General features: G+C 72.6%; 22 protein-coding genes. 20 read left to right on the top strand and 2 right to left on the bottom strand.

The window, feature by feature from the left end; all coding sequences use genetic code 11:
• Positions 1-83 precede the first annotated feature (83 nt).
• The 11 genes from argC (at position 84) to ACERMF_RS09510 (ending at position 10,351) form a co-directional block, all read left to right on the top strand.
• The gene (argC, locus tag ACERMF_RS09560) at positions 84-1,106 is read left to right on the top strand and encodes an N-acetyl-gamma-glutamyl-phosphate reductase (RefSeq protein ID WP_373668850.1); all 1,023 of its coding nucleotides are present in this window, start codon (positions 84-86) and stop codon (positions 1,104-1,106) included.
• A complete protein-coding gene (gene argJ / locus ACERMF_RS09555) occupies positions 1,103-2,320 on the top strand; it encodes a bifunctional glutamate N-acetyltransferase/amino-acid acetyltransferase ArgJ (RefSeq protein WP_373668849.1) in 1,218 nt (405 codons plus the stop codon). Before argC ends, argJ begins: the two co-directional genes overlap by 4 nt.
• A gap of 17 nt (positions 2,321-2,337) precedes the next feature.
• On the top strand, positions 2,338-3,282 hold the full coding sequence (argB, locus tag ACERMF_RS09550; protein ID WP_373668848.1) for an acetylglutamate kinase: 945 nt from the start codon (positions 2,338-2,340) through the stop codon (positions 3,280-3,282).
• Positions 3,283-3,284: 2 nt separating this feature from the next.
• Positions 3,285-4,496 (top strand): acetylornithine transaminase, encoded by a 1,212-nt coding sequence (locus ACERMF_RS09545; protein WP_373669244.1) that lies wholly within the window; start codon positions 3,285-3,287, stop codon positions 4,494-4,496.
• 11 nt (positions 4,497-4,507) lie between these two features.
• Positions 4,508-5,452: an ornithine carbamoyltransferase gene (gene argF / locus ACERMF_RS09540; RefSeq protein ID WP_373668847.1), complete on the top strand. Its 945-nt coding sequence runs from the start codon at positions 4,508-4,510 to the stop codon at positions 5,450-5,452.
• Between the two features lie 20 nt (positions 5,453-5,472).
• Positions 5,473-5,961, top strand: coding sequence for an arginine repressor (locus ACERMF_RS09535; protein ID WP_373668846.1), 489 nt, complete (start codon positions 5,473-5,475; stop codon positions 5,959-5,961).
• 20 nt (positions 5,962-5,981) lie between these two features.
• Positions 5,982-7,238, top strand: coding sequence for an argininosuccinate synthase (locus ACERMF_RS09530; RefSeq protein WP_373668845.1), 1,257 nt, complete (start codon positions 5,982-5,984; stop codon positions 7,236-7,238).
• Between the two features lie 264 nt (positions 7,239-7,502).
• On the top strand, positions 7,503-8,123 hold the full coding sequence (locus tag ACERMF_RS09525) for a hypothetical protein (protein WP_373668844.1): 621 nt from the start codon (positions 7,503-7,505) through the stop codon (positions 8,121-8,123).
• Complete coding sequence (locus ACERMF_RS09520; RefSeq protein WP_373668843.1) at positions 8,120-8,728, top strand: hypothetical protein; 609 nt, start codon at positions 8,120-8,122, stop codon at positions 8,726-8,728. The genes ACERMF_RS09525 and ACERMF_RS09520 overlap by 4 nt, the downstream gene beginning before the upstream one ends.
• Positions 8,721-10,220, top strand: a complete 1,500-nt coding sequence (gene argH / locus ACERMF_RS09515; RefSeq protein WP_373668842.1) for an argininosuccinate lyase — start codon at positions 8,721-8,723, stop codon at positions 10,218-10,220. Before ACERMF_RS09520 ends, argH begins: the two co-directional genes overlap by 8 nt.
• On the top strand, positions 10,217-10,351 hold the full coding sequence (locus ACERMF_RS09510) for a hypothetical protein (protein ID WP_373668841.1): 135 nt from the start codon (positions 10,217-10,219) through the stop codon (positions 10,349-10,351). The genes argH and ACERMF_RS09510 overlap by 4 nt, the downstream gene beginning before the upstream one ends.
• A 64-nt stretch (positions 10,352-10,415) precedes the next feature.
• On the opposite strand, the gene ACERMF_RS09505 is transcribed toward ACERMF_RS09510, so the two are convergent.
• Entirely contained in the window at positions 10,416-11,057 is a 642-nt protein-coding gene (locus ACERMF_RS09505) for a hypothetical protein (protein WP_373668840.1), read from the bottom strand.
• A gap of 54 nt (positions 11,058-11,111) precedes the next feature.
• Positions 11,112-11,723 (bottom strand): hypothetical protein, encoded by a 612-nt coding sequence (locus ACERMF_RS09500; RefSeq protein WP_373668839.1) that lies wholly within the window; start codon positions 11,721-11,723, stop codon positions 11,112-11,114.
• A gap of 151 nt (positions 11,724-11,874) precedes the next feature.
• Here ACERMF_RS09500 and polX point away from each other — a divergent pair, with 151 nt between their 5' ends.
• The 9 genes from polX to ACERMF_RS09455 all read left to right on the top strand — a co-directional run bounded on the left by polX (position 11,875) and on the right by ACERMF_RS09455 (position 21,741).
• Positions 11,875-13,683, top strand: a complete 1,809-nt coding sequence (polX, locus tag ACERMF_RS09495; protein ID WP_373668838.1) for a DNA polymerase/3'-5' exonuclease PolX — start codon at positions 11,875-11,877, stop codon at positions 13,681-13,683.
• Positions 13,680-14,327 carry a DNA-3-methyladenine glycosylase gene (locus tag ACERMF_RS09490; protein ID WP_373668837.1) on the top strand — a complete coding sequence of 216 codons (648 nt, stop codon included), beginning with the start codon at positions 13,680-13,682 and terminating at the stop codon, positions 14,325-14,327. The genes polX and ACERMF_RS09490 overlap by 4 nt, the downstream gene beginning before the upstream one ends.
• 98 nt (positions 14,328-14,425) lie before the next feature.
• Positions 14,426-15,892, top strand: a complete 1,467-nt coding sequence (locus ACERMF_RS09485) for a hypothetical protein (protein WP_373668836.1) — start codon at positions 14,426-14,428, stop codon at positions 15,890-15,892.
• 50 nt (positions 15,893-15,942) lie between these two features.
• Positions 15,943-17,481, top strand: coding sequence for an ABC transporter substrate-binding protein (locus ACERMF_RS09480; RefSeq protein WP_373668835.1), 1,539 nt, complete (start codon positions 15,943-15,945; stop codon positions 17,479-17,481).
• A gap of 2 nt (positions 17,482-17,483) precedes the next feature.
• Positions 17,484-18,575 carry a branched-chain amino acid ABC transporter permease gene (locus tag ACERMF_RS09475; protein ID WP_373668834.1) on the top strand — a complete coding sequence of 364 codons (1,092 nt, stop codon included), beginning with the start codon at positions 17,484-17,486 and terminating at the stop codon, positions 18,573-18,575.
• Positions 18,576-18,577: 2 nt separating this feature from the next.
• A complete protein-coding gene (locus ACERMF_RS09470) occupies positions 18,578-19,696 on the top strand; it encodes a branched-chain amino acid ABC transporter permease (RefSeq protein ID WP_373668833.1) in 1,119 nt (372 codons plus the stop codon).
• Positions 19,683-20,459: an ABC transporter ATP-binding protein gene (locus ACERMF_RS09465; RefSeq protein ID WP_373668832.1), complete on the top strand. Its 777-nt coding sequence runs from the start codon at positions 19,683-19,685 to the stop codon at positions 20,457-20,459. The genes ACERMF_RS09470 and ACERMF_RS09465 overlap by 14 nt, the downstream gene beginning before the upstream one ends.
• Before the next feature lie 11 nt (positions 20,460-20,470).
• Positions 20,471-21,250 (top strand): ABC transporter ATP-binding protein, encoded by a 780-nt coding sequence (locus ACERMF_RS09460; protein WP_373668831.1) that lies wholly within the window; start codon positions 20,471-20,473, stop codon positions 21,248-21,250.
• Between the two features lie 29 nt (positions 21,251-21,279).
• The gene (locus ACERMF_RS09455; protein ID WP_373668830.1) at positions 21,280-21,741 is read left to right on the top strand and encodes a hypothetical protein; all 462 of its coding nucleotides are present in this window, start codon (positions 21,280-21,282) and stop codon (positions 21,739-21,741) included.
• Positions 21,742-22,065: the final 324 nt, after the last annotated feature.

Raw genomic sequence — 22,065 nt, 5'->3', positions numbered from 1 at the left:
TGGAGTGCCGATGACGCTTGCGGAGGTTGCATAAACATGCATGATCGTGCAGACTCGCCGCCTCGCGTTCGGACAGGAACCGCATGACCGCCACGGTCGGCATCGTCGGCGCCTCCGGGTATGGAGGCGCGGAGCTGCTGCGCCTGCTCGACGGCCATCCCGCCCTGCATGCCGAGGTCGTGGCCGCGCACTCGCAGGCGGGTGCGCCCGTCGCCGCGACGTTCCCCAACCTCGCCGCGGATCGCCGTTTCGACGCGGTCGAACTCGACCGACTCCGCACCCTCGACCTGGTGTTCCTGTCGACGCCGCACGGTCCCTCGCTGGAACTGGGCGCTGCGCTCCACGACGCCGGCGTGCGCACCGTCGACCTCTCGGGTGCGTTCCGCTCCAGCGCGGAGGACTTCGCCACCTGGTACGGCGAACCGCATCCCCGTCCCGACCTGGCACCGGCGGTCTACGGCCTGCCCGAGTTCAACCGGAAGCAGGTCGTCGACGCGACGCTGGTCGCCAACCCGGGCTGCTACGTCACGACCGCGCTGCTCGGGTTGGTCCCCATCGCCGGGTTGCTCCAGCCGGGCACGGTCGTCGTCGACGGCAAGTCGGGAACGTCGGGCGCCGGCCGCGCCGCGAAGGACGCGCTGCACGCGACCCACGTGGCTGGCAGCGTCACTGCCTACGGCGCGCCGGGTCACCGCCACACCGGCGAGATCGAGACCGCACTGGCCCGGTACGGCGCGGACCTCGGTGCGATCAGCTTCACCCCCCACCTGCTGCCCATCGCGCGGGGCCTGCTGACGACCAGCTACGCCAGCCTGGACGACGGCGTGACGGCTGCCGACGTGCAGGACGCCCTCGTCGACGCCTACCGCAACGAACCCTTCGTGCACGTCCTGCCGGCCGGAACCTTCCCGGTGGTGAAGTCGGTCACGGGATCGAACGGCTGTCAGCTCTCGGCGGTGGTCGACCCACGCACCGGCCGGGTCACCGTCGTCAGCGTGACCGACAACCTCGGCAAGGGTGCCGCCGGACAGGCGCTGCAGAACGCCAACCTCATGCTCGGGCTCGAGGAGGCGACGGGGCTCACCGCCGTCGGGGTGTACCCGTGATCGGCGGCTGGGGCCCCGGCGACCGCAGCGGGCTCGAACCGGTCGAGGGCGGCGCGACCGCGGCGGCCGGGTTTCGTGCCTCGGGTGTCGTCAGCGGCGTGAAGCCCTCCGGGCGGCCGGACCTCGCCCTGCTCGTGGCCGACGCACCGGCCGGCGCCGCTGCCGTCACGACCACCAACCTCGTCAAGGCGCCCGCCTGCACGCTCACCGACCGCCACGTCGCCGACGGACGGGCGCAGGCCATCGTCGTCAACGCCGGCAACGCCAACGTGTGCACGCCCCAGGGCGAGGCCCACGCCCAACGCCTGGCGGCCGTCACGGCAGACCGCCTGGGCATCGCCGCGGGCGACGTCATCGTCATGTCGACGGGGGTCATCGGGGTGCCCCTGCCCATCGAGCGGATCGAGGCGGCGCTGCCGACCGCCGTCGCCGCGCTGACCGCGGACGGCGGCGACGCCGCCGCGACCGCGATGCTGACCACCGACACCCGGACCAAGCAGGTCGCGTTCCGGGTCACCGACGACCACGGCACCTGCGTCGTCGGCGGCATGGCCAAGGGCGTCGGCATGATCGAGCCCACGATGGCCACGCTGCTGGTGGCCATCACCACGGATGCACCGCTGGGCGGTCCGATCGCCCGCAAGCTGCTGCGTGCCGCGGTGTCGACCACCTTCAACCGCATCAGCGTCGACGGCGACGGGTCCACCAGCGACACCGTGGCGTTGCTCGCCAGCGGGACGGCGGCGCAGCCACCGGGCCTGGACACCCTCGCCCGTGCGGTGCACGCCGTCTGCGCCGATCTCGCCCACGCGGTCGTCGCCGACGGTGAGGGTGCGACGCGTGTCGCGGCCGTGACCGTGCGCGAGGCGGCGATCGAGGCCGACGCGGAACGGATCGCCCGCGCCGTCGCGACGTCGCTGCTCGTCCGGGCGGCCATCCACGGCGGCGACCCCAACTGGGGCCGGATCCTGATGGCGATGGGCAACGCCGGGGTCGAGTTCGACCCACGGCGGGTCACGGTCCGCTGCGGCGGCATCACCGTCTGCCGGTTCGGGGTCGCGGCCAGCTTCGACCGGGGTCAGGCCGCCGCCGCGATGCGCAAGCCCGAGGTCACCATCGAGGTCGACCTCGGCACGGGCGCGGCCTCGGCCACCGTCCTGACCTGCGACCTGACCCCCGAGTACGTCCGGTTCAACGCCGAGTACACGACGTGAGTGACACGAGGCCCATCATGACCACCGCCGAGGACGCCGGGCAGGACGCCGGCCACCAGCGCGTCGTCGCCGCCCAGGGCAAGGCCGCGGTGCTGCGCGAGGCCCTGCCGTGGATCACCCGGTTCCACGGACAGACCGTCGTCATCAAGTACGGCGGCAACGCCATGATCGACGACGAGCTCAAGCGTTCGTTCGCCGCCGATGTCGCCCTGCTGCACTTCGTCGGCCTCCGCCCGGTGATCGTCCACGGGGGAGGGCCGCAGATCAGCGCGCTGGCGACCCAGCTCGGCGTCGCGTCGACGTTCGTCGGGGGCCTGCGGGTCACCGACGCGGCGATGATGGACGTGGTGCGGATGTCGCTGCTCGGACAGGTGAACCCCGAACTGGTCGGCCTGGTCCAGGCGGCCGGAGCGCCGGCGGTCGGCATCGCCGGGACCGACGCCGGCCTGCTGCAGGTGCGTCCCGCGGTCGGGCCCGGCGGCGAGGACCTCGGCCTCGTCGGCGAGGTGGACCACGTCGACACCTCCTACATCGACGAACTGCTCGGTGACCACTTCCTCCCCGTCGTCGCAACGGTCGGTCGCGACGCGGACGGCAACGAACGCAACGTCAACGCCGACCTCGCGGCCGGCGCGATCGCCGCGGCATTGGGAGCCTCGAAGCTGGTCTACCTCACCGACGTCGAGGGCCTCTACCAGGACTTCGGTGACCCCGAGCGCCAGAGCCTGATGAGCGAGGTGTCGGCCGGCGGCCTGCAGGCCATGCTCGAGGCAGGCGAGTTGCACGAGGGCATGCGGCCGAAGGTGCGCTCCATCGTCCAGGCGTTGGCGGATGGCGTCCCGCAGGCGCACATCCTCGACGGCCGGGTGCTGCACGCGGTCCTGATCGAGATCTTCACCGACGAGGGCGTCGGCACCATGATCACCCCAGGGGCCGCGCGGCCCGCGGTGGTGGCATCGTGACCATCGCCCAGGACCTGGCCGGCCGGGCCGCCCAGCACGTCATGCCGACCTACCCGACGCCGAAGGCCGCGTTCGTGCGGGGCAAGGGCACCGCGCTGTTCGATGCGGACGGCAACGTGTACCTCGACTTCCTCTGCGGACTCGGCGTCACCAACCTCGGGCACGCGCATCCCGCCGTCACCGCCGCGGTCACGCACCAGGTCGGCACGCTGGTGCACACCTCGAACCTGTTCGTCTCCGAGCCGGCGGTCGCCCTCGCGGAGCGGCTGGCGCGGATCCTGGCGTGGGAGGACGCCAAGGTCTTCTTCGCGCAGTGCGGCGCCACCGCCAACGAGGCCGCGATCAAGCTGGCACGCCGACACGGCAAGCACCAGCGCGCCGACAAGACGCGCGTGGTCGCGCTCGAGGGCTCGTTCCACGGCCGGACGCTCGCGACGCTGGAGGCGACCGGACAGTCGGCCAAGCACGCGCCGTTCGCTCCACTGGCCGGGTTCGTCGACCATGTCGCCCACGACGATCCCGACGCGCTGCGGGCGGCTGTGAACGAGACCACCTGCGCCGTACTGCTCGAGGTGGTCCAGGGCGAGGGTGGCGTACGGCCGCTGAGCGACGCGATGCTGGTGGCCGCCCGCGAGGCGTGCGACGCCAACGGCGCGTTGCTGGTCGTGGACGAGGTCCAGACCGGCTTCGGCCGCACCGGCCCGTGGTTCGCGTTCCAGGACACCCCGGTCGTCCCCGACGTCGTCACGGTCGCGAAGGCGCTCGCCAACGGCCTGCCGATCGGCGCCTGCATCGCACGCGGCCCCGCTGCCGACGGCTTCGGTGTCGGCGACCACGGCACCACCTTCGGTGGCAACCCGGTGACGTGCGCGGCCGCCAACGCGGTGATCGACACCATCGCCTCCGAGGGAATCCTCGCCGCGGCTGCGACCCGTGCGAAGCGGCTGCGCGAGGGGCTCGAGACGCTGGTGGCGACCTCGCCGTCGGCGATCGGCGTGCGTGGCAAGGGACTGCTGCTGGGACTCGAACTCGACGCCCCGATCGCCGCCGAGGTGGAGACCGCCTGCCGTGACCGGTTCCTGGTCGTCAACGCCGTCGCGCCGGACGTCCTCCGCCTGGCGCCGCCGCTGACGGTGACGCGCCAGGAGATCGACGTCGCACTGTCGGCCATCGACGAGTCCCTCGCGGCCGTCGCCGCCGATCCGTCGGCCTGAAAGGCAACCGCATGCCGTTCCCGGAGCACTTCCTGTCCATCGACGACCTCTCGACCGAGCAGCTCCTGCGGGTCCTCGACGCCGCGGACGCGTTCAAGGCCGACCGGGCGGAGCGACTGGCCGCCGGGTCCGAACTCGCCCACGGGGGGCTGCGCGGACGCACCGTTGCGCTGGTGTTCGAGAAGCCGTCGACCCGCACGCGCGTGTCGTTCCAGGTCGCGGTGACCGAGCTCGGCGGGCAGCCCCTACCGCTGTCGTCCGCCGAACTGCAACTGGGCCGTGGCGAGACCGTCGCCGACACGGGCGCCGTGCTCTCGCGCTACGTCCATGCCATCGTCGTCCGCACCTTCGGCCAGGACCGGCTCCAGGAGCTCGCCGACGCGGCCGACATCCCGGTCGTCAACGCGTTGACCGATCTCGAACACCCCTGCCAGGCGGTCGCCGACCTGCAGACCTTCCGCGAGGTCCATGGCGGGTTCGAGGGTCGCAGCCTCGCCTACGTCGGCGACGGCAACAACGTCGCGAACTCCCTGCTGCTGGCGGGCGCCAAGGTCGGCCTGTCGGTGCGCGTCGGCCATCCCGAGGGCTACGCCCCCGACACCGCCATCGTCGCCCGGGCGCGGGAGCTGGCGGCCGACCGCGGCGCCAGCATCCTGCTCACGACCGATCCCATCGAGGCGGTGCTGGACGCCGACGCCGTCTACGCCGACGTGTGGGCGTCGATGGGACAGGAGTCCGAGGCGGGGGAGCGTGCCGACCGGTTCGTTCCCTACCGCGTGACGCCCGAGCTGATGGGGCACGCCGCCGCCGACGCGGTCTTCCTGCACTGCCTGCCCGCGCACCGTGGCGAGGAGGTGACCGCCGAGGTCATCGACGGTCCGGCCTCGCGCGTGTTCGACCAGGCCGAGAACCGGCTGCACGCCCAGAAGGCGCTGCTGGCCGGGCTGATGGCCTGAGCGCCCGAGGAGCCGCCGCCATGGCAGACAAGCGTCGCCGCCAGCAGTTGCTGCGCGAGCTGATCAGCGACCACGACCTCGGCTCGCAGAGCGAGGTCCGCGCCGCGCTGGCCGCACGCGGTGTCGACGCCCACCAGGCGACCGTCAGTCGCGACCTCGACGAACTGGGCGCGGTGAAGGTCCGTGGCGCGGACGGCACGCTGGTGTACCGCCTCGCCGTCGATCCCGGTCCGGGGTCGGCACGCAGCCGCCTCGACGAGACACTGCGCCAGTTCGTCGTCTCCGTCTCGCACAGCGCCAATCTCACGGTCCTGCGCACGCCGCCCGCCTGCGCCCACCCCGTCGCCTCGGCGATCGACCTCGCCGAACTCGACGGGGTGCTCGCCACCGTCTCCGGCGACGACACGGTCCTCGTGGTCGCCGCCGAGACGCTCCCCGGCCGCGACCTCGCCGCCGACCTGCGATCCCGCGCCGGCCTCGCCGACGCGATCCCGACCCCTCCCGCCTGAGCACCTCCCAGGAGTCCTCCATGTCCAAGCCCAGCGTCGAGCAGCCGGCGAACGCCGGAACTCGCCCTCGTATCGTCCTCGCCTATTCCGGCGGCCTCGACACCTCCGTCGCCATCCAGTGGATGCAGGAGCACAAGAACGTCGACGTCGTCGCGTGCGCCATCGACGTCGGTCAGGGTGTCGACGACCTCGAGGAGATCCGCCAGCGGGCGCTCGACTGCGGTGCGGTCGAGTCGGTGGTCGTCGACGCGCGCGACGAGTACGCCACCGACTTCATCCGCCCGGCCCTCAAGGCCAACGCGATGTACATGGGCAAGTACCCGCTGGTGTCGGCCCTGTCCCGACCGCTGATCGTCAAGCACCTCGTCCGGGTCGCGCGCGAGACCGGCGCGGCCGGCGTTGCGCACGGCTGCACCGGCAAGGGCAACGACCAGGTCCGCTTCGAGGTCGGCACGATGTGCCTCGCACCGGACCTCGACACCATCGCCCCGATCCGGGAGTGGGGCCTGTCGCGCGACGCCGCCATCGACTACGCCAACGAGCGCGGCATCCCGATCCCGGTCAAGTCCAAGGCGTCGCCGTACTCGATCGACGAGAACGCCTGGGGCCGCACCGCCGAGTGCGGGATCCTCGAGGACCCGTGGGAGGCGCCGCCGGAGGACGTCTTCGAGCGCACGGTCAGCGTCAAGGATGCCCCCGACACGCCCGAGGAGGTCGTCATCGGATTCCAGGCAGGCGTCCCCGTCAGCCTGGACGGCAAAGAGCTCCCTCTGGCGGAACTCGTCGCGGAGATCGACACCCGCGCCGGTGCCCACGGCGTCGGGCGCATCGACATGATCGAGGACCGCCTGGTCGGCATCAAGAGCCGCGAGATCTACGAGTGCCCGGGTGCGATCACCCTCCTGACGGCCCACCGCGACCTCGAGGACCTGTGCCTCGAGCAGGAGCTCGCCGAGCACAAGCGCGCCGAGGAGGGCCGCTATGCCCAGCTGATCTACAACGGGCTGTGGTGGGGGCCGCTGAAGAAGGCGCTGGACGCCTTCATGGACGAGGCCAACCACTACGTCAACGGCGAGGTGCGCGTCGAGCTGTTCAAGGGCCACGCGACGGTCGTCGGCCGCCGCAGCGAGGACTCCGGCCTGTACGACTACGAGATGGCGACCTACGACGCGCAGGACCAGTTCGACCAGTCGCTGGCCGAGGGCTTCGTCAAGCTGTGGGGCCTGCCCTTGAAGACCTGGGCGGCACGGGTCAAGGGCCTCGGCGAGAAGTTCTGACGCGTCGACGCTCGGCGTCGCCCCCGTCACCGGCGCGATGCGGTGCGGCGCGGCGCGGCGCGGCTCCATCATGTCGCGTCTCCACCTCGATGTCGCGGCAGCCCCGCACGGATGCGGGATCGGCGCGACATTGACGTGGTGGCGTGACATGGCGAGGCGATGCGCACTCGGGATCCTGCCAGGTGGATCGCCTGACCTCGCCGTTTGACAGGCAATACACCTGTCGGCACGCTGACACAGTTCCATTGCCTGACAGGAGCGCCCGTGCCGGTCTACGTGATCGCGGACGTCGTCGACAGCCGGCGCCATACCGACCAGCGGCGGCTGCTCGCCGGCCTCGGCGACGCGGTGCGCGGGCTCGAGGAGGCGCGCTCGGCCGCGCCGACCACCGGCGACGAGTTCCAGGCGGTCTACGACGACCTTCCGGCCGCCATCCGATCGCTCGCCGGCCTGCGTCTGCGCCTGTTGGACGATCCGCCCGCCGACCGGCCCGTCGAGTTGCGGGTCGGCATCGGCGTCGCACCCGGCGACGCCCCCGTCGATGCCGGCGCCCCCGGTCAGGCGGACCCGGGCTGGTGGCACGCGCGCGCCGCCCTGGAGTTCCTCACCGCCCCGCGTCGCGCCTGGCCGCGGCTGGGGTGGTGGCTCGACGGCGTCGGCGACCTCGCGTCCGGCCGGGCCCTGCTCGTGGCGCTGGACAGCCTGACCCAGCGCTTCGACCCGCTCGACGTGTCACTGGCGTGTGGTCTGCTGGCCGGAGAAACCGCCCGCAAGCTCGCGGACGACCACGGCATCACCCCGCAGTCGGTCGCCGAGCGTCTGCACGGCCACGGGGTGTACGGCTGGGTACGAACCCTGCAGACCCTGACGGAGGAGCTGCCGTGACCTTCGGGTTCGCCCTGCTCGTCGCCGCCGCCCTGGTGCCGGTGCTCGCGCGACGCATCGGTGGGGTGGCGGCGTTGTGGTCGGCCGCGGCCCTGGTCCTGGTCGGCATCGTGGTCGACGCCGTGGCTCCGGCGGCCATCGCCAACGCCTCGCGCCCGCTCGAACGGATCGACCTGCTCGGGCTCGCCGGGGTGGGTCCGGCGGCACGTGCCGCGCTCGTCGGCGCGCTGGTGTGGTGCGGGCCGGCCGCCGACGTCCTTGTCCGGGGCGTGTTGCGGGCGACCCGACTGCCCGCGCCCGAGCTCGCCGAGTCGGCCGGCCTCCGCGCCGGCCGCTGGATCGGGCGGCTCGAGCGCTGGTTGCTGCTGCTGTGCATCGCCGGGGGACAGCCCGCGCTGGCCGTGATCCCGATCGGCGGCAAGGCGCTGTTCCGCTACGCCGAGGTGTTGGCGGACGCGCGGGCGGATCGCCCCCGCCTGCTGGGACCGTCCGACGACGGTGAGACGCAGCCACCCCGCGACGCCCTGGTCGACTACGTCATCGTGGGTTCGCTCGCCTCGTGGGCCCAGGCCATCGCCCTGGGCCTGCTCGTCGCCCATGCCTGACGCACCGACCCCGAAGGCGGCCCGGCTATCGTCGCCGCACCGACACCGAGGGCACGACGTGAGCGAAGCACGCGACGCCGCGACCGACGCCGGCAGACTGTGGGGTGGGCGGTTCACGGCCGGCCCGGACGAGGCCGCCTGGCAGCTGGGGGTCTCCACCCACGTCGACCGGCAACTGTGGCGCCAGGACCTCGACGGCTCCCGCGCGCACGCCCGTGAACTGCACCGCATCGGGGTCCTCGACGCCGAGGAACTGCAACACATGCTGGCCGCCCTCGACCGGTGCGCCCGGCAGTTCGCGCACGACGAGTTCGCGTTCCTGCCCACCGACGAAGACGTCCACGGCGCCATCGAGCGCTGGCTGGTCGACGAGCTCGGTCCCCTCGGCGGGAAGCTGCGGGCCGGCCGCTCACGCAACGACCAGATCGCGAACGACCTGCGCCTGTGGTGCCGCGACGCCTGTGACGAACTGGTCGCCCTGGTCGGCGCGTTGCAGCAGGCGCTGACCGACCAGGCCGAGGCCCACCTCGACTGGTTGGCGCCGGGCTACACCCACCTGCAGCGTGGCCAGCCCGTGCTCCTGAGCCACCACCTGCTCGCCTACGTGTGGATGCTCGACCGTGACGCCGGGCGTCTACGTGACGCGCGTGATCGGCTGGACGCCTCGGTGCTGGGTTCGGGGGCCCTGGCGGGAACCACGCTCGGCCTCGACCCCGCCGCCTACGCCGACCACCTCGGCTTCTCGCGGGTGACCGAGAACTCGATGGACGCGGTGGCTTCCCGCGACTTCGCGCTCGAGGTGCTGTCGGCCTGCGCGATCCTGGCGGTCCACGTCTCGCGCCTCGGCGAGGAGATCGTGCTGTGGGCCACCGCGGAGTTCGGCTTCGTCCGGGTCGGTGACGCGTTCTCGACCGGGTCGTCGATCATGCCCCAGAAGCGCAACCCCGACATCGCCGAGCTCGTGCGCGGCAAGGCCGGCCGGGTCATCGGCGACCTCGTGTCGCTCCTGACGACGGTCAAGGGCCTGCCGATGACCTACGACCGGGACCTGCAGGAGGACAAGGAGCCGGTCTTCGATGCGGTGGCCACCCTCCGGCTGGTGCTCCCCGCGATCGCGGGCACCGTGGCGTCGCTGACCTTCGACCGCGACCGCCTGGCGGCCGCATCGGTCGGCGGGTTCGCCCTCGCCACCGACCTGGCCGAGGAACTCGTGCGTCGGGGGGTGCCGTTCCGCGAAGCCCACGAGGTGGTCGGCGAGGTGGTGCGGCTGGCCGAGTCGAAGGGCGTCGACCTCGACGGCCTCGACCCCGGTGAACTGGCCGCAGCACATCCGGTCCTCGACCGCGGCGTGGCGGACCTGCTCGATCCGCGCCAGGCCGTGGACCGGCGCGACAGCAGCCTGGGGACCGCGTCCAGCGCCGTCCGCGACCAGCTCCGCCGCGCCCGCGCGGCCGCGTCCGCCAACGTCGCTGCCGATCGGCGGACGTCATGACCATGCGCCGAGCCGTTCTCGGCGTGGTCGTCGTGCTGGTGGTGTTCGCGGCGGTGTTCGTCGTGACCCGCTGGTCGGCAGAGGTCGCGAACGACGCCGGCCCGCAGACCGACGTCGGCGCCGGCGGCTGAGCAGCCGTCACCCCGGCGGCCGGCGGGCGACCCCGGACGGTCGCGAGCGACGGCCGGGTCGGGGTCAGACCGGGAGCGGCTCGTGCTCGGGCGCCGTGCGTGTGCGGTGCAGCGAGACCAGGACGTGCGCGGCCGCGGCGAGTGCAGCGAGGGCACCCAGCAGCGCCAGGGAAGCGGCACCCGAGCCGAGCGTGATGCTGAACCAGCGCCCGGTGGCGAGCAGGTAGAGGTCGCCGGCGGCGGAGGCCACGGCGACCGGCACGCCGACCAGCAGGAGCAGGCGGCGCGAGGTCGCCCAGCTCTGGACCATCCGAGGAGAGCGGACGACGGCGGCGAAGGCCGCGATCAGCGCCAGCTGCGCCGGGAGCAGTACCAGTTCGAGCAGCGAGACAGCGGCCGCGGGGCGTACGTCGCCCAGCATCGTGTCCACGACCTGGATCGGCGCGTCCGGGGCGGCGACGCCGCTCAGGACGGCGAGCTCGGACAGGCCCGTGACGACGACGGCGACGACCCACCAGCGGCGGGCGGCGGACACGTTCGCGTCGTCGCCGTGGGGCGACGCGGCGCGCAGGTGCCCGAGTGCGGCCACGCACAGGAAGGCCCCGACGGGGTCGCTGAGCAGGTCGAACCCGCCGACGTCGAGGTCGAAGGCGACCAGCAGCAGGCCCCAGAAGGCCAGTCCCGCCGCCCGCCTCTGCCCGTGCACGGTTCCCCCGGTGTCGCGTCAGCGCCCCGCTGCGCGGCGGGCACACGATACGCGCTACGCGTGGCCGTCGGGAGGCGATCGGCGAAGGCCGAGCTCCTGCAGTTCCACGGCCGCGAGTGGGGCCCAGTCCCCGTGCGCGAGTGCCGCCCCGGGATCGACGACGGACTGGCGCAGCAGCCGCAGCGGTCGGCCGGCGACGGCCCGGTGGGCCAGCAACCGCTCGCCGTCGGCGGTCCCCAGGACGCGGGCCACCTCGGCGGTCTCCCGCATCCACGCCAGTCGCCCGGGCAGGTACCGGAACAGCACGTACCCGAGCACCAGTCCCACGAGCAGCAGCGGCACGAACAGGCCGAGGCCCTCGATCGCCGCGCCGGCGTCGGTGCCTGCCGCGCTGAGGTCGCGTCCGGCGTCGGCGACCGCGCCGAAGGGGGCCGACAGTGCGCCGCCGACCACCGGCACGTCCTGCAGGGCGCTGCCGGCCGCGTCGGCGCCCCGGACGACGTTGCGTCCGGCCGACTCGACCCGCTCCGCCGCCGACCGGAAGTCGAGCAACTGCCGGCGCACGCGGGCGGCCTGGCGGACCACCAGCCAGGTGACGACGAGCACCAGGACATCGCCCAGGACCTGGCGGGCGCGCACGCTCGCCACATCGGCGTACAGCTTCACCGTGTGCACTCCTGGTCGGGGGCGGACACAACTAGCCGACGTGATCGGGTGTCGCCAGGAACGGGGCGGCCGCCGAATCGGTCCGCATCCGGAAGTAGTCTCGTCCGCGGGCCGTGACGGCGGCACACGACCGGCGAGGAAGAGCGACGCGGTGGCCAGGACCAACGACGAGGTGGCACGGGCGCTCGGCGAGCTCGCGACGCTCACCGAGATCGACGAGGGGAGCCCACAGGCGTTCCGCGTCCGCGCCTACCAGAACGCGCAGCGCGCGATCGAGACCCTCACCCGCGACGTCGCCGACCTGAGCGTGTCCCAGCTCGCCGAGTTGAAGGGCATCGGGAAGAGCACGGCGGCGAAGATCCGTGAGTACGTCGAGACCGGGACGATGGCCAAACTCGAGGTGTTGCGGGCAAAGCATCCCGTCGGCAAGCAGGAGTTGTTGAAGGTCCCGGGCCTGGGACCGAAGACGATCGGCCTGCTCGACGAACTGTTGGGCGTTCGCGACCTCGAAGGACTCCGGGCGGCCATCGACGACGGTCGCATCGCCGCGCTGCCAGGCCTCGGGGAGAAGACGGCCGAGAACCTCCAACGCGCGATCGACCAGCTCGGGTTGTCGTCGAAGCAGACCCGCGTCCCGCTGTATGTCGCGGTGCCGCTCGCCGAACGCCTCGTCGCCAGGCTGTCGCGTCTTCCGGACGTCGAGCAGGCGGCCTACGCGGGGTCGGTCCGCCGCTTCCGCGAGACCATCGGCGACCTCGACGTCCTGGTCGCGACGACCGACCCGGCGGCCGTCACCGAGGCGTTCCTGGGCTTCGACGACGTGGCGCAGACCATCGGTTCGGGCGAGACGAAGACCTCGATCCTGACGCGTGAAGGGGTCCAGGTCGACCTCCGGGTGGTGCCGCCCGAGAGCTTCGGAGCGGCGCTGCTGTACTTCACCGGCTCCAAGGCCCACAACATCCGGTTGCGCCAGCGGGCACTGAAGCGCGGCCTGACCCTCAACGAGTACGCGCTCGCGCGTCTGCCCGACGACGCGGATGCCGAGGAGACCGCCGCCGCCGCCGGGGACGAACCGGCCGTGCCGGACACCGCGCAACTCGAGGTCGTCGCGCAGCGCACCGAGGCCGACATCTACGCGGCGCTCGACCTGCCGTGGATCGCGGCCGAACAGCGCGAGGACGCGGGTGAGATCGAGGCCGCCGAGGCCGACACCGCTCCGACCCTGGTCACACGCGAGGACATCCGCGGCGACCTGCACGACCACACCGACTGGTCGGGCGACGGCCGCGCCTCGCTCGAGGACATGGTGGCGGGAGCCGTCGAGCGCGGGCACGTCTACCTCGGCCTCACCGACCACGCCGAGGACCTGCGCATCAACGGCATCTCGCGCGAAGGCATGCTGCAGCAGCGCCGGCTCGTGCGTGAGCTCGAGCAGCGGCGCGGCGACATCCGGCTGTTCCACGGCGCCGAGCTCAACATCGGCGTCGACGGCAGCCTCGACTACGACGCGGACTTCCTCGCCGGCTACGACTGGCTGGTCGCCAGCGTCCATTCGCACTTCAGCCGTCCCGTCGCCGAGCAGACCGCACGCGTGGTCGCCGCCATCCGGCACCCGTCGGTGACCGCCATCGGACACCTGCACGGGCGCATGATCGGCAAGCGACCCGGGATCGAGCTCGACCTCGAGCAGGCCCTGGACGCGGCCGCCGAAACGGGCACGGCGATCGAGATCAACTGCAACCTGCGGCGCCTGGACGCCTCGGCGGAGGTGATCCGCGAGGGCGCGGCGCGCGGGGTCACCTTCGTGATCTCGACCGACGCCCACAGCGTTCCCGAGCTCGACAACCTGCGGCACGGGGTGGCCAACGCGCGTCGCGGCGGGCTGGACCGCCAGCAGGTCGCCAACAGCTGGCCGCTGGAGCGCTTCAGCGCCTGGATCGACCAGGTTCGCGGCACGTGACCCCGGGCCTGCGCCAGGCGGGCCGACTCGCACCGTTCGCGCGCGAGCGGCTCGCCGACTCCGCACCCGAGGCCGCCGTGGCGCTGCTCGGTGCGGTGGTTCGCCGGCGGGAGGCCGACGGCACGTGGAGTGCCGTGCGCGTGGTCGAGACCGAGGCCTACCGCGAGGACGACCCCGCCAGCCACAGCGCGGCGGGGCGCACCGCCAGGACCGCCCCGATGTTCGAGCAGCCAGGTACCGCCTACGTCTACCGCTCTTACGGGATGCACTGGTGCCTCAACGTCACCGCCGAACCGGTCGGCGTCGGAGCGGCGGCCCTGGTCCGCGCCGCGGTCGTGCTCGCCGGCCACGAGCGCCTGCGCGCCCGACGGCCGGCCGCGCGCACCGACCGCGACCTGCTGCGCGGGCCCGGCCGGCTGTGCCAGGCGCTGGCCATCTCCGCACCCGACCACGACGGCATCGACCTGCTGTCGCCGGCGGCCGAGGTCCAACTGCTCGACGACGGGTTCCGGCCCCGGGCGGTGGTCGCCGGGCCCCGCGTCGGCGTGCGACTCGCCGCCGACGTCCCGTGGCGCTTCGCCGTTGCCGAGGCCGCGGAGGTCAGCGCGTACCGCCGACACCCCCGCGCACCCCTCCCGGGGTGATCCCGCTGCCGGCGGAATCTTCCGTCGGCGCGTGACCTCCGCGCCGCTCGGTCGTTGGGTGCGGCAGATGGCCAGCGGGACGGCCACGGGAGGCGACGATGACCATGCCCTCACACGCTGCGAACCTGCACCGGCGGCGACGGTTGCTCGGCAGCCTGACGATGGCGGCGGCACTGCTGGTCGGCACCGCCGGTGTCGCCCCCGTGGGGGCGCAGGAGGCCGAGGGCGGTGACGCCGCTGGCGGTACACCACTGGAGATCGAGGCCTCCACGCTGTACGTCTCGCGCACCAGCGACGCCGTGCCGCCGACGCTGCGGAAGCAGTTCCCGCCCGCCGCGGTCTGCGTCGTGCGGCCCGAGCTGTGTCCCGAGTCCACCGAACCCGTCCGCGAGGGCGTGGTCACGGCGATCCGCGAGGTCAACGCCAACGAGCCGGCCAGCCCGGTCCAACCGGTTCCCGCCGACACGGCCGCCGTCTCGTTCTTCGGCGGCCAGACCCGCTACCAGACCGCCATCCAGTTCGAACTGCCCCCGGTGCCGGCCGGCCAGGAGGTCGTGCAGTTCACCGTCACCCTGCCGCAGGCCCAGCCGAGCTACGAGGTCGGCTCGCCCGCGTTCCGGCGCGCCGTCCTGGCCGTCTTCGAGACGATCGGTCCGCAGGACCCGGCCGTGCTCGGCGAGGGACTGGCTGCGGCGCTGCAGGAGGACCCGGTCGAGATCGACCCCGAACTGATCGGGATCGAGGCCTGCCCGCTGCTGAGCCCGTTCGAGCCCGGCGGGGCCCCGCAGGCCTCGTCCGACGACGACCTGCCCCAGCGCGAGGAGGGCGACGAGAAGGTCGTGGACGTCGACTGCATCTTCGGCAGCAACGGGGTGAGGGTCGACGGAGACCGCTGGAGCTTCGACCTGACCTTCGCGGCCGAGGCCTGGGCCAGCGGCGAGTTGGCCAACCACGGCGTGCTGCTCCGCCCCATCGGCGCGCCCAACCTCGCCTTCGGTGATCCCGACACCTCGACGACCGCGCAGGTGGCTCTGGACCTGACCGAGGTGCGTGCCGCCATGCAGACCGCGGAGCCGGCCCCGCCGCTCGACACGCTGCCGGGCATGGACGGAGGCGGTGGCTTCGACGACGCCGTGGTCGCCGACTCCGGCGGATTCGACGCCGGTGGCGGCTTCGACGACGGCGGTGGCTTCGACGACGGCGGCGGATTCGAGGATCTCGGGGGCGACGACGGGTTCGCCGACGGTCCGGAGTTCGACGAGGCCGACCTGGCCGACGACGAGGCGGCCCCCGGAGCTGACGTGGCGGGGCCCGGTGGTGGCGGTGACGGCCCCCAGGCGTCGGCGCTGACGGCCAGCGACGCCGAGCCCGGGCAGCCGTGGTGGACGTGGCTGCTCGTGCCCGTCTTCGCCGGTGGCGCCTACTTGACGACGCAGGCGCTCACCGCAACCGGTGCCGCTGCCGCGCTCGGTGGGGGTGGGGCGGCCGCCGGTGGTGCGGCCGCCGGGGGAGGTGGCGCCCTCAGCCGGCTGATGGCCAGGCGAGGCACCACGGCCCCGGTGTGACCAACGACCCGCAACGCGTGCACGCGCGACGTACGGAGGCGGCGACGAGGATGCGAACCACCACGATGCGAGGACTGGCGGCGCCGGTCGCCCTGGCCATGGTGCTGCTGGCCTGCGGGCAGAAGCCCGGCGTCCACGTCGAGACCGGACCGCTGGCGCAGGGCGGCACCCCGGGTGCACCCGGCACCGTCGCCGGTGACGACGGCATGGCCTTCGACGACGGGCTCGGCGAGCAACCGGTCGAGGGCGACGCCGTCGATCTCGAGGTGGTCGAGGGCGAGGACGTCGACGTCGAGGGCGGCGGCGAGGTCGCCGCGGGCGACCCGGGCGAGGGCGGTGCCACCGACGGTTCCGGCTCCGCGGGCGACGGTGGCGGAACGACTGGCGGCGGCGCGGAGGGCGGCGGCGGTGCTGCCGGCGGCGGCAGCGGTGGCGGTGGCGGTGGCGACGGCGGCGGTGGCGGCGCCCGGCAGCCACAGGGCAGCGACCGCACCGGCGTGACGGATGCCGCGATCACCCTGGCCATCCATGCGCCCGTGACCGGAGCGGCCCCCCTGCCCTCCACGTCGTTCGAGAAGTCGCGCGACCTCTACTGGCGGTGGGTCACCGAGGGCAAGGGTGAGAAGGTCCTCGGACGCGACAAGGTCGAGGTGATCTTCGCCGACGACCGCTACGACCCGAACTCGGCGATCCAGGTCTGCCGCAACCTGGCGGCACGCGCGTTCCTGCTGATGGGAGGTGGCGGTACCGACCAGATCCAGGCCTGCGGTCGCCGGATGGGACAGGAACGGGTGCCGTACTTCTCCGCCGGGGTCACCGAGACCGGACTCGAGGGCAACCCGTGGTACTTCGCGGCCTCGATGACCTACAAGCAGCAGACCGAACTGCTGGCGCAGTACGTCAAGAAGAACTACCCGGGCAAGAAGGTCGGCGCCATCGTCACCCAGACGCCGAACTTCAACGACGCGGTCGCCGGCTGGGAAGCGGCGGTCAAGCGGCACGGACTGCCCTACACGACCACGCACCGCCACCCGAAGGGCGACACGACCTGGTACTCGACGCTGTCGGCGGATCTGGAGAAGAAGGGCGCCGAGGTGGTCTTCATCCTCACCAGCCCCCTCGACTACATCCGCTTCGCGCAGACGGCGGAGAAGGACTTTCAGTTCGTCGGCGTCGGGGTCAGCAAGGGGCTCAACGACGTCTTGCGTTCCGGCTGCCCGCACGTCGGGAAGGGGACGTTCCTCTCGCCCTTCCCGGCGCTCGAGACCGCCGGCAAGTTCGATCCGGAGTTCCAGCAGGCAGCCAGCAAGTTCGGGGTGGCCGCCGACGACATCGCCTGGGCCATCTGGGGCGCCAGCAAGCTCCAGCACGCGGCCTTCAAGCGCTACGAGCAGACCTTCGGAAACGATCTGACCCGTGAGGACTTCCGGGCGCTCGTCGAGTCGGCCGGCAAGCTGTCGACGGGGGTCTACCCGGACGTGAACTACCGACCGGACAACCACTTCGGTGGTACCGGCGTCCACGTCCTGCGGGCCGATTGCGGCTCGCGGACGTACAAGGACGGCGGCACCTTCAAGTCGGGATTCTGACGATGCGGACCTCGACGCCTCCGCCACCCCTCGAGGCCGAGATCTCGGTCGACGAGGTCGAGGTCGCGCCGCGTCGTTCCTGGTCGGACCGTCTCGGCGACGGGCTCGCCCGCCACCACGTCGGCGTGACGTGGAGCGTGGGGGTGCTCGTCGCCGCCGGGGCCATGGCGGCCGCAGGGATGAACGTCGGGGCCACGATCGTCAACGGGCTCGGCTCGGGAGCCGTCTACGCCCTCGTCGCCCTCGGCATCGCCCTCGTCTACCGCGCCACCCGGGTGCTCAACTTCGCGCAGGGCGAGCTCGGGACCATGCCCGCGTTCGTGGTCGTGCTCATCCTGCTCGGCGGGGACCTCGAGGCGTTCGTGGATCCGAGCCAGGTCTCGTTCGGGCGCCTCTTGGCGCTCACCGGGGTCGCCGTCGTCGTGGGCGCCGCGCTGGCCGTGGCGGTCAACCTGTTCGTGATCCAGAAGCTGGCCGATCGCAGCCCCGTGACGAGCCTGGTGGCGACCGCCGGGGTCGCCCTGCTGCTCATCGGGGTGCAGGTGGTCGTCTTCGACCTGCAGTCGCGCACCTTCCCGCAGTTCTTCAGTGGCAGCGTGCGGGTACTCGGCCTGCGGTTCCCGGCGCACACCCTGGTCGTCGCCTGCGTCCTGGCGGCCGCGTCGGTGGTGCTGATCGCGCTGTTCCGCACGCAGTTGGGGGTTGCCCTGCTGGCCAGTGCGCAGGACCCCTTCGCGGCCGAACTCCACGGGGTCTCGGCCCGCGCCATGTCCTCGTTGGCCTGGGGGATCGCCGGGGGTCTCGCCGCCCTCGGTGGGGTGCTCGGCGCCGGCGTCTTCGAGGGCATCACCCCCGGGCTGATGACCAGCACGTTCCTGATCCCGGCCTTCACGGCGGCCGTGCTCGGCGGTATCGCGTCCCCGGCCGGCGCCGTCGTGGGCGGGCTGCTGCTCGGCCAGGTCGCCGCGACCGCGAACACGCTCACCGTCGGGCTCGGCATCTCCGTGCCGAACGCACCCACGTTGGCGGCCTTCGCCGTGCTGCTGCTGGTGCTCGTCTTCCGTCCGCTGGGCCTGCTCGGCAAGGAGGCCTGAGGATGTCCGCCACCACCGTGCGACCCAGCGCCGCACCCACGGGCATGGGTGCGGTCCCCGGCAGGGTCCAGGAGCAGGCGCCCTGGCGCCCGACGGCGGGAGGGGCCGTCGCCCGCCTGCTCGTGGTCACCGCCATCCTCGGCACCGTTGCCGTGCTCCCGCTGGTGGTGACGCCGCTGACCCGCAACGTCGTGGCGACCATCGCGGTCTACGGCATGGTCGCCCTGAGCCTCAACGTCCTCGTCGGCTACACGGGCCAGGTGTCGCTGGGCCACTCCGCCTTCCTCGGCATCGGCGCGTTCGCGGCCGGGTTCGTGCTGACCGAACTCTCGATGCCCTGGGAGGTGGCCGCGGCTGCCGGGGTCGTACTCGGCGCCACGATCGCGCTGCTCCTGGGCGTGGTCGCGCTGCGCGTGCGCGGTCTCTACCTCGCCCTGGTCACGCTGGCGCTGGGGCTGTTCGCCGAGCGGGTGCTGTTCGGCATCGAGCCCCTGACCGGCGGTGGTGCGGGCCAGACGGCGGACCGGCCGTCCTGGGCGGCCGGCGACCTCGCCTACGCCTACGTCTGCTACGCCGGTCTGGCGCTGGTGTGGCTGCTCGACTGGCGGTTGACCGCCTCGAAGGCCGGCCGGGCGATCCGCGCCCTGCGCGACTCCGAGCGCGTCGCCGCCTCGTGGGGCATCGACGTCACGCGCTACAAGCTGCTGGCGTTCGTGATCTCGGGGGCGATCGCCGGCCTCGCCGGCGCGCTGTTCGCGTCGATCACCGAGATCGTCTCGCCCCTGACGTTCAGCTTCATGCTCTCACTGACGTTCCTGATGATGGTGGTGGTCGGCGGACTCGGCTCACGCCTCGGCGTCGTGGTCGGGGCGGCGCTGTTCACCGCCCTGCCGAACGTGCTCGACGCGCTGGGGGAGCGGTACGCCGCCTTCCCGCTGGACGGCTCCGCGGCACAGGTACTGGGCGCCGCGCTGCTGCTGGCCGTCCTCGTGTGGTTCCCCGGCGGCATCGCGGGCCTGCTGGCACCGTTCGTCCGCTGGTGCACGTTCAAGCCGTTCCGATCCGCCGCAGGCAGCCGTGTCGGCGGCGCGGACACCGGGGGTGGCGATGTCCGTCCTTAGTGCGCGCAACGTCTCCATCCGTTTCGGGGGCCTGCAGGCCCTGCAGGACGTCAGCTTCGAGGTCAACGAGCACGAGATCGTCGGACTGATCGGACCGAACGGCGCCGGCAAGACGACCTTCTTCAACTGCGTCACCGGCTTCTACGCCCCGACCGAGGGCGACGTCTACGTCCGCGGCGAGCGGGTCACCGACCTGCGCCCGGACCAGCGCACCGTTCGGGGCGTCGGCCGGACCTTCCAGCACGTCGGACTGGTGCGGTCGTTCTCCGTGCTCGAGAACCTGCTGGTCGCCCAGCACCGTAACGTCGGGTACCGGGTCGCCGGCGGACTGCTCGGTCTGCCCCGAGCCCGTGCCGAGGAGCGGCTGCTGCGCCGACGCGCCCTGACGCTGCTCGACGAGCTCGGCCTCCGCCATCTCGCCGACGAACCGTTGGGCGGGTTGTCCTACGGCATGCTCAAGCAGGTCGAGGTGGCCGCCGTCCTGGCCACCGATCCCGACGTGCTGATGCTCGACGAACCCCTGGCCGGCCTCGGGCCCGAGGAAGCGGACGCCTTCGCCGAGCGTCTGCTCGCCATGCGTCGTGATCTCGGGCTGACCCTCGTGGTCATCGAGCACCACGTGCCGTTCATGCTGCGCATCTGTGACTACGTCTACGTCCTCAACTTCGGGCAGCTGCTGGCACAGGGACGACCCGACGAGATCCGCAGCAACCGCGACGTCGCCGAGGCCTACCTCGGCAAGGGCGCGGTGGCGCTGGCATGAAGGAGCGCACCATGTCGCTGCTCGAGGAGGCCGACGAGACCACGGACGCGCTGCCGGCGGTCCCGGCCGGCGCTTCCGACGACGACGCCCTGCTGGAGGTGCGCAGCGTCCGCTCCGGCTACGGCAACCTGCCGGTGTTGCACGGGGTCGACCTCGCGATCCGGCGCGGCCAGACCGCCGTTCTGCTCGGACTCAACGGTGCGGGCAAGACCACGACGGCGCAGAACATCTGCGGCTCGCTTCGGACCTGGTCGGGGACCATCGCCTTCGACGGGCAGGACACCACCCACTGGAGCACGAAGCGGTGCGTGGATGCCGGCATCGTGATGGTGCCCGAGGGCCGGCGCGTGTTCCCCGAGCTGAACGTGGCCAAGAACCTGCAGGTCGGCGCGTGGTCGCAACGGCGCGACCGTGCCTGGGTCGACGAGCAGCTCGAACAGGTCCTGGACTACTTCCCACGGCTGCGGGAGCGCCTGGGGCAGCTGGCCGGGACGCTGTCGGGCGGCGAGCAGCAGATGCTCGCCATAGCGCGCGGCCTGATGGCGCGGCCCCGGCTGTTGATCATCGACGAGGCCTCCATGGGTCTCGCGCCGGTCATCGTCAAGGACGTCTTCGACATCGTGCGACGCATCAACGCCGACGGGGTCACGGTCTTGCTGATCGAGCAGAACGTCGGCGCCCTCGAGGTGGCCGACGTCGGACTCGTCATGGAGCGCGGGCGCGTCGTGCGGGCCCTCACCGGCGACGAGCTGCGCGACCGCACCGCGGTCAGCGAAGCCCTGATGGGATGAACATCCGTCACGACACGAAAGGACCGACGATGCAGGACCGGACCCGCACGACGATGCAGATCGCCGTCGGCTTCACCGCGGTCGGCTTCCTCCTGATCGCACTCGGCTGGAACGGGGCCGCCAGCCTCGACTACGTGCAGGGACAGGTGCCGTTCCTGATCTCGGGTGGGATCGCCGGACTGGGCCTCATCGGGCTCGGACTGATGCTCGCCATCGTCCAGGAGATGCGCCGTACCAACGCCGAGACCAGCGCGCGCCTCGACATGCTCACCGAACTCGTCGCCGCCGAGCGCGGGGTCGACATCGGTGGGCCGACCGCCGTCCCCACCGATGGCACCGCGGTCGTCGCCGGGCGGGCGGTGTTCCACGCCCCGCACTGCCGCCTCGTCGAGGCACGACCTGGTCTGCAGGCCATGAGCACGCCAGACGCCCAGCAGCGCGGTCTGGTCGCCTGCCGCGTCTGCCGGCCGCTGACGAACCTGGTGGGCTGAGCCCACCGGCGGGCCTGTGCTGCGGAACGCAACTCGAGGCCGATTTCTGCGCGATCACAGCGCGGTACCAACGCCTGGTTTGCGCCCCCGCGCCGTCCGGATACTGTTCCACCCGTCAGCGGGAACGGCCACCGCAGCCCACCAGGGCGCGGTTGGACACCCGGGCGCGAGCCCGGTACCGTAGACGACCGGCCCGAAACGGGCCCACGCTCCTTCCACCTCGAGCCGTCACCGACGCGCCGCGGGCATCGACCGCGACCGCCCGGGAGCTACGAGGATCACCGACCCCGGTGCCGATCAGGCACCGACCGCGTCGGAGGAGCG

Origin of the sequence: Egicoccus sp. AB-alg6-2, from assembly GCF_041821025.1 — a bacterium.
GTDB lineage: Bacteria > Actinomycetota > Nitriliruptoria > Nitriliruptorales > Nitriliruptoraceae > Egicoccus.
Note: the sequence above shows the minus strand (reverse complement) of the source record. Positions and strands in the feature narration are given on the sequence as shown.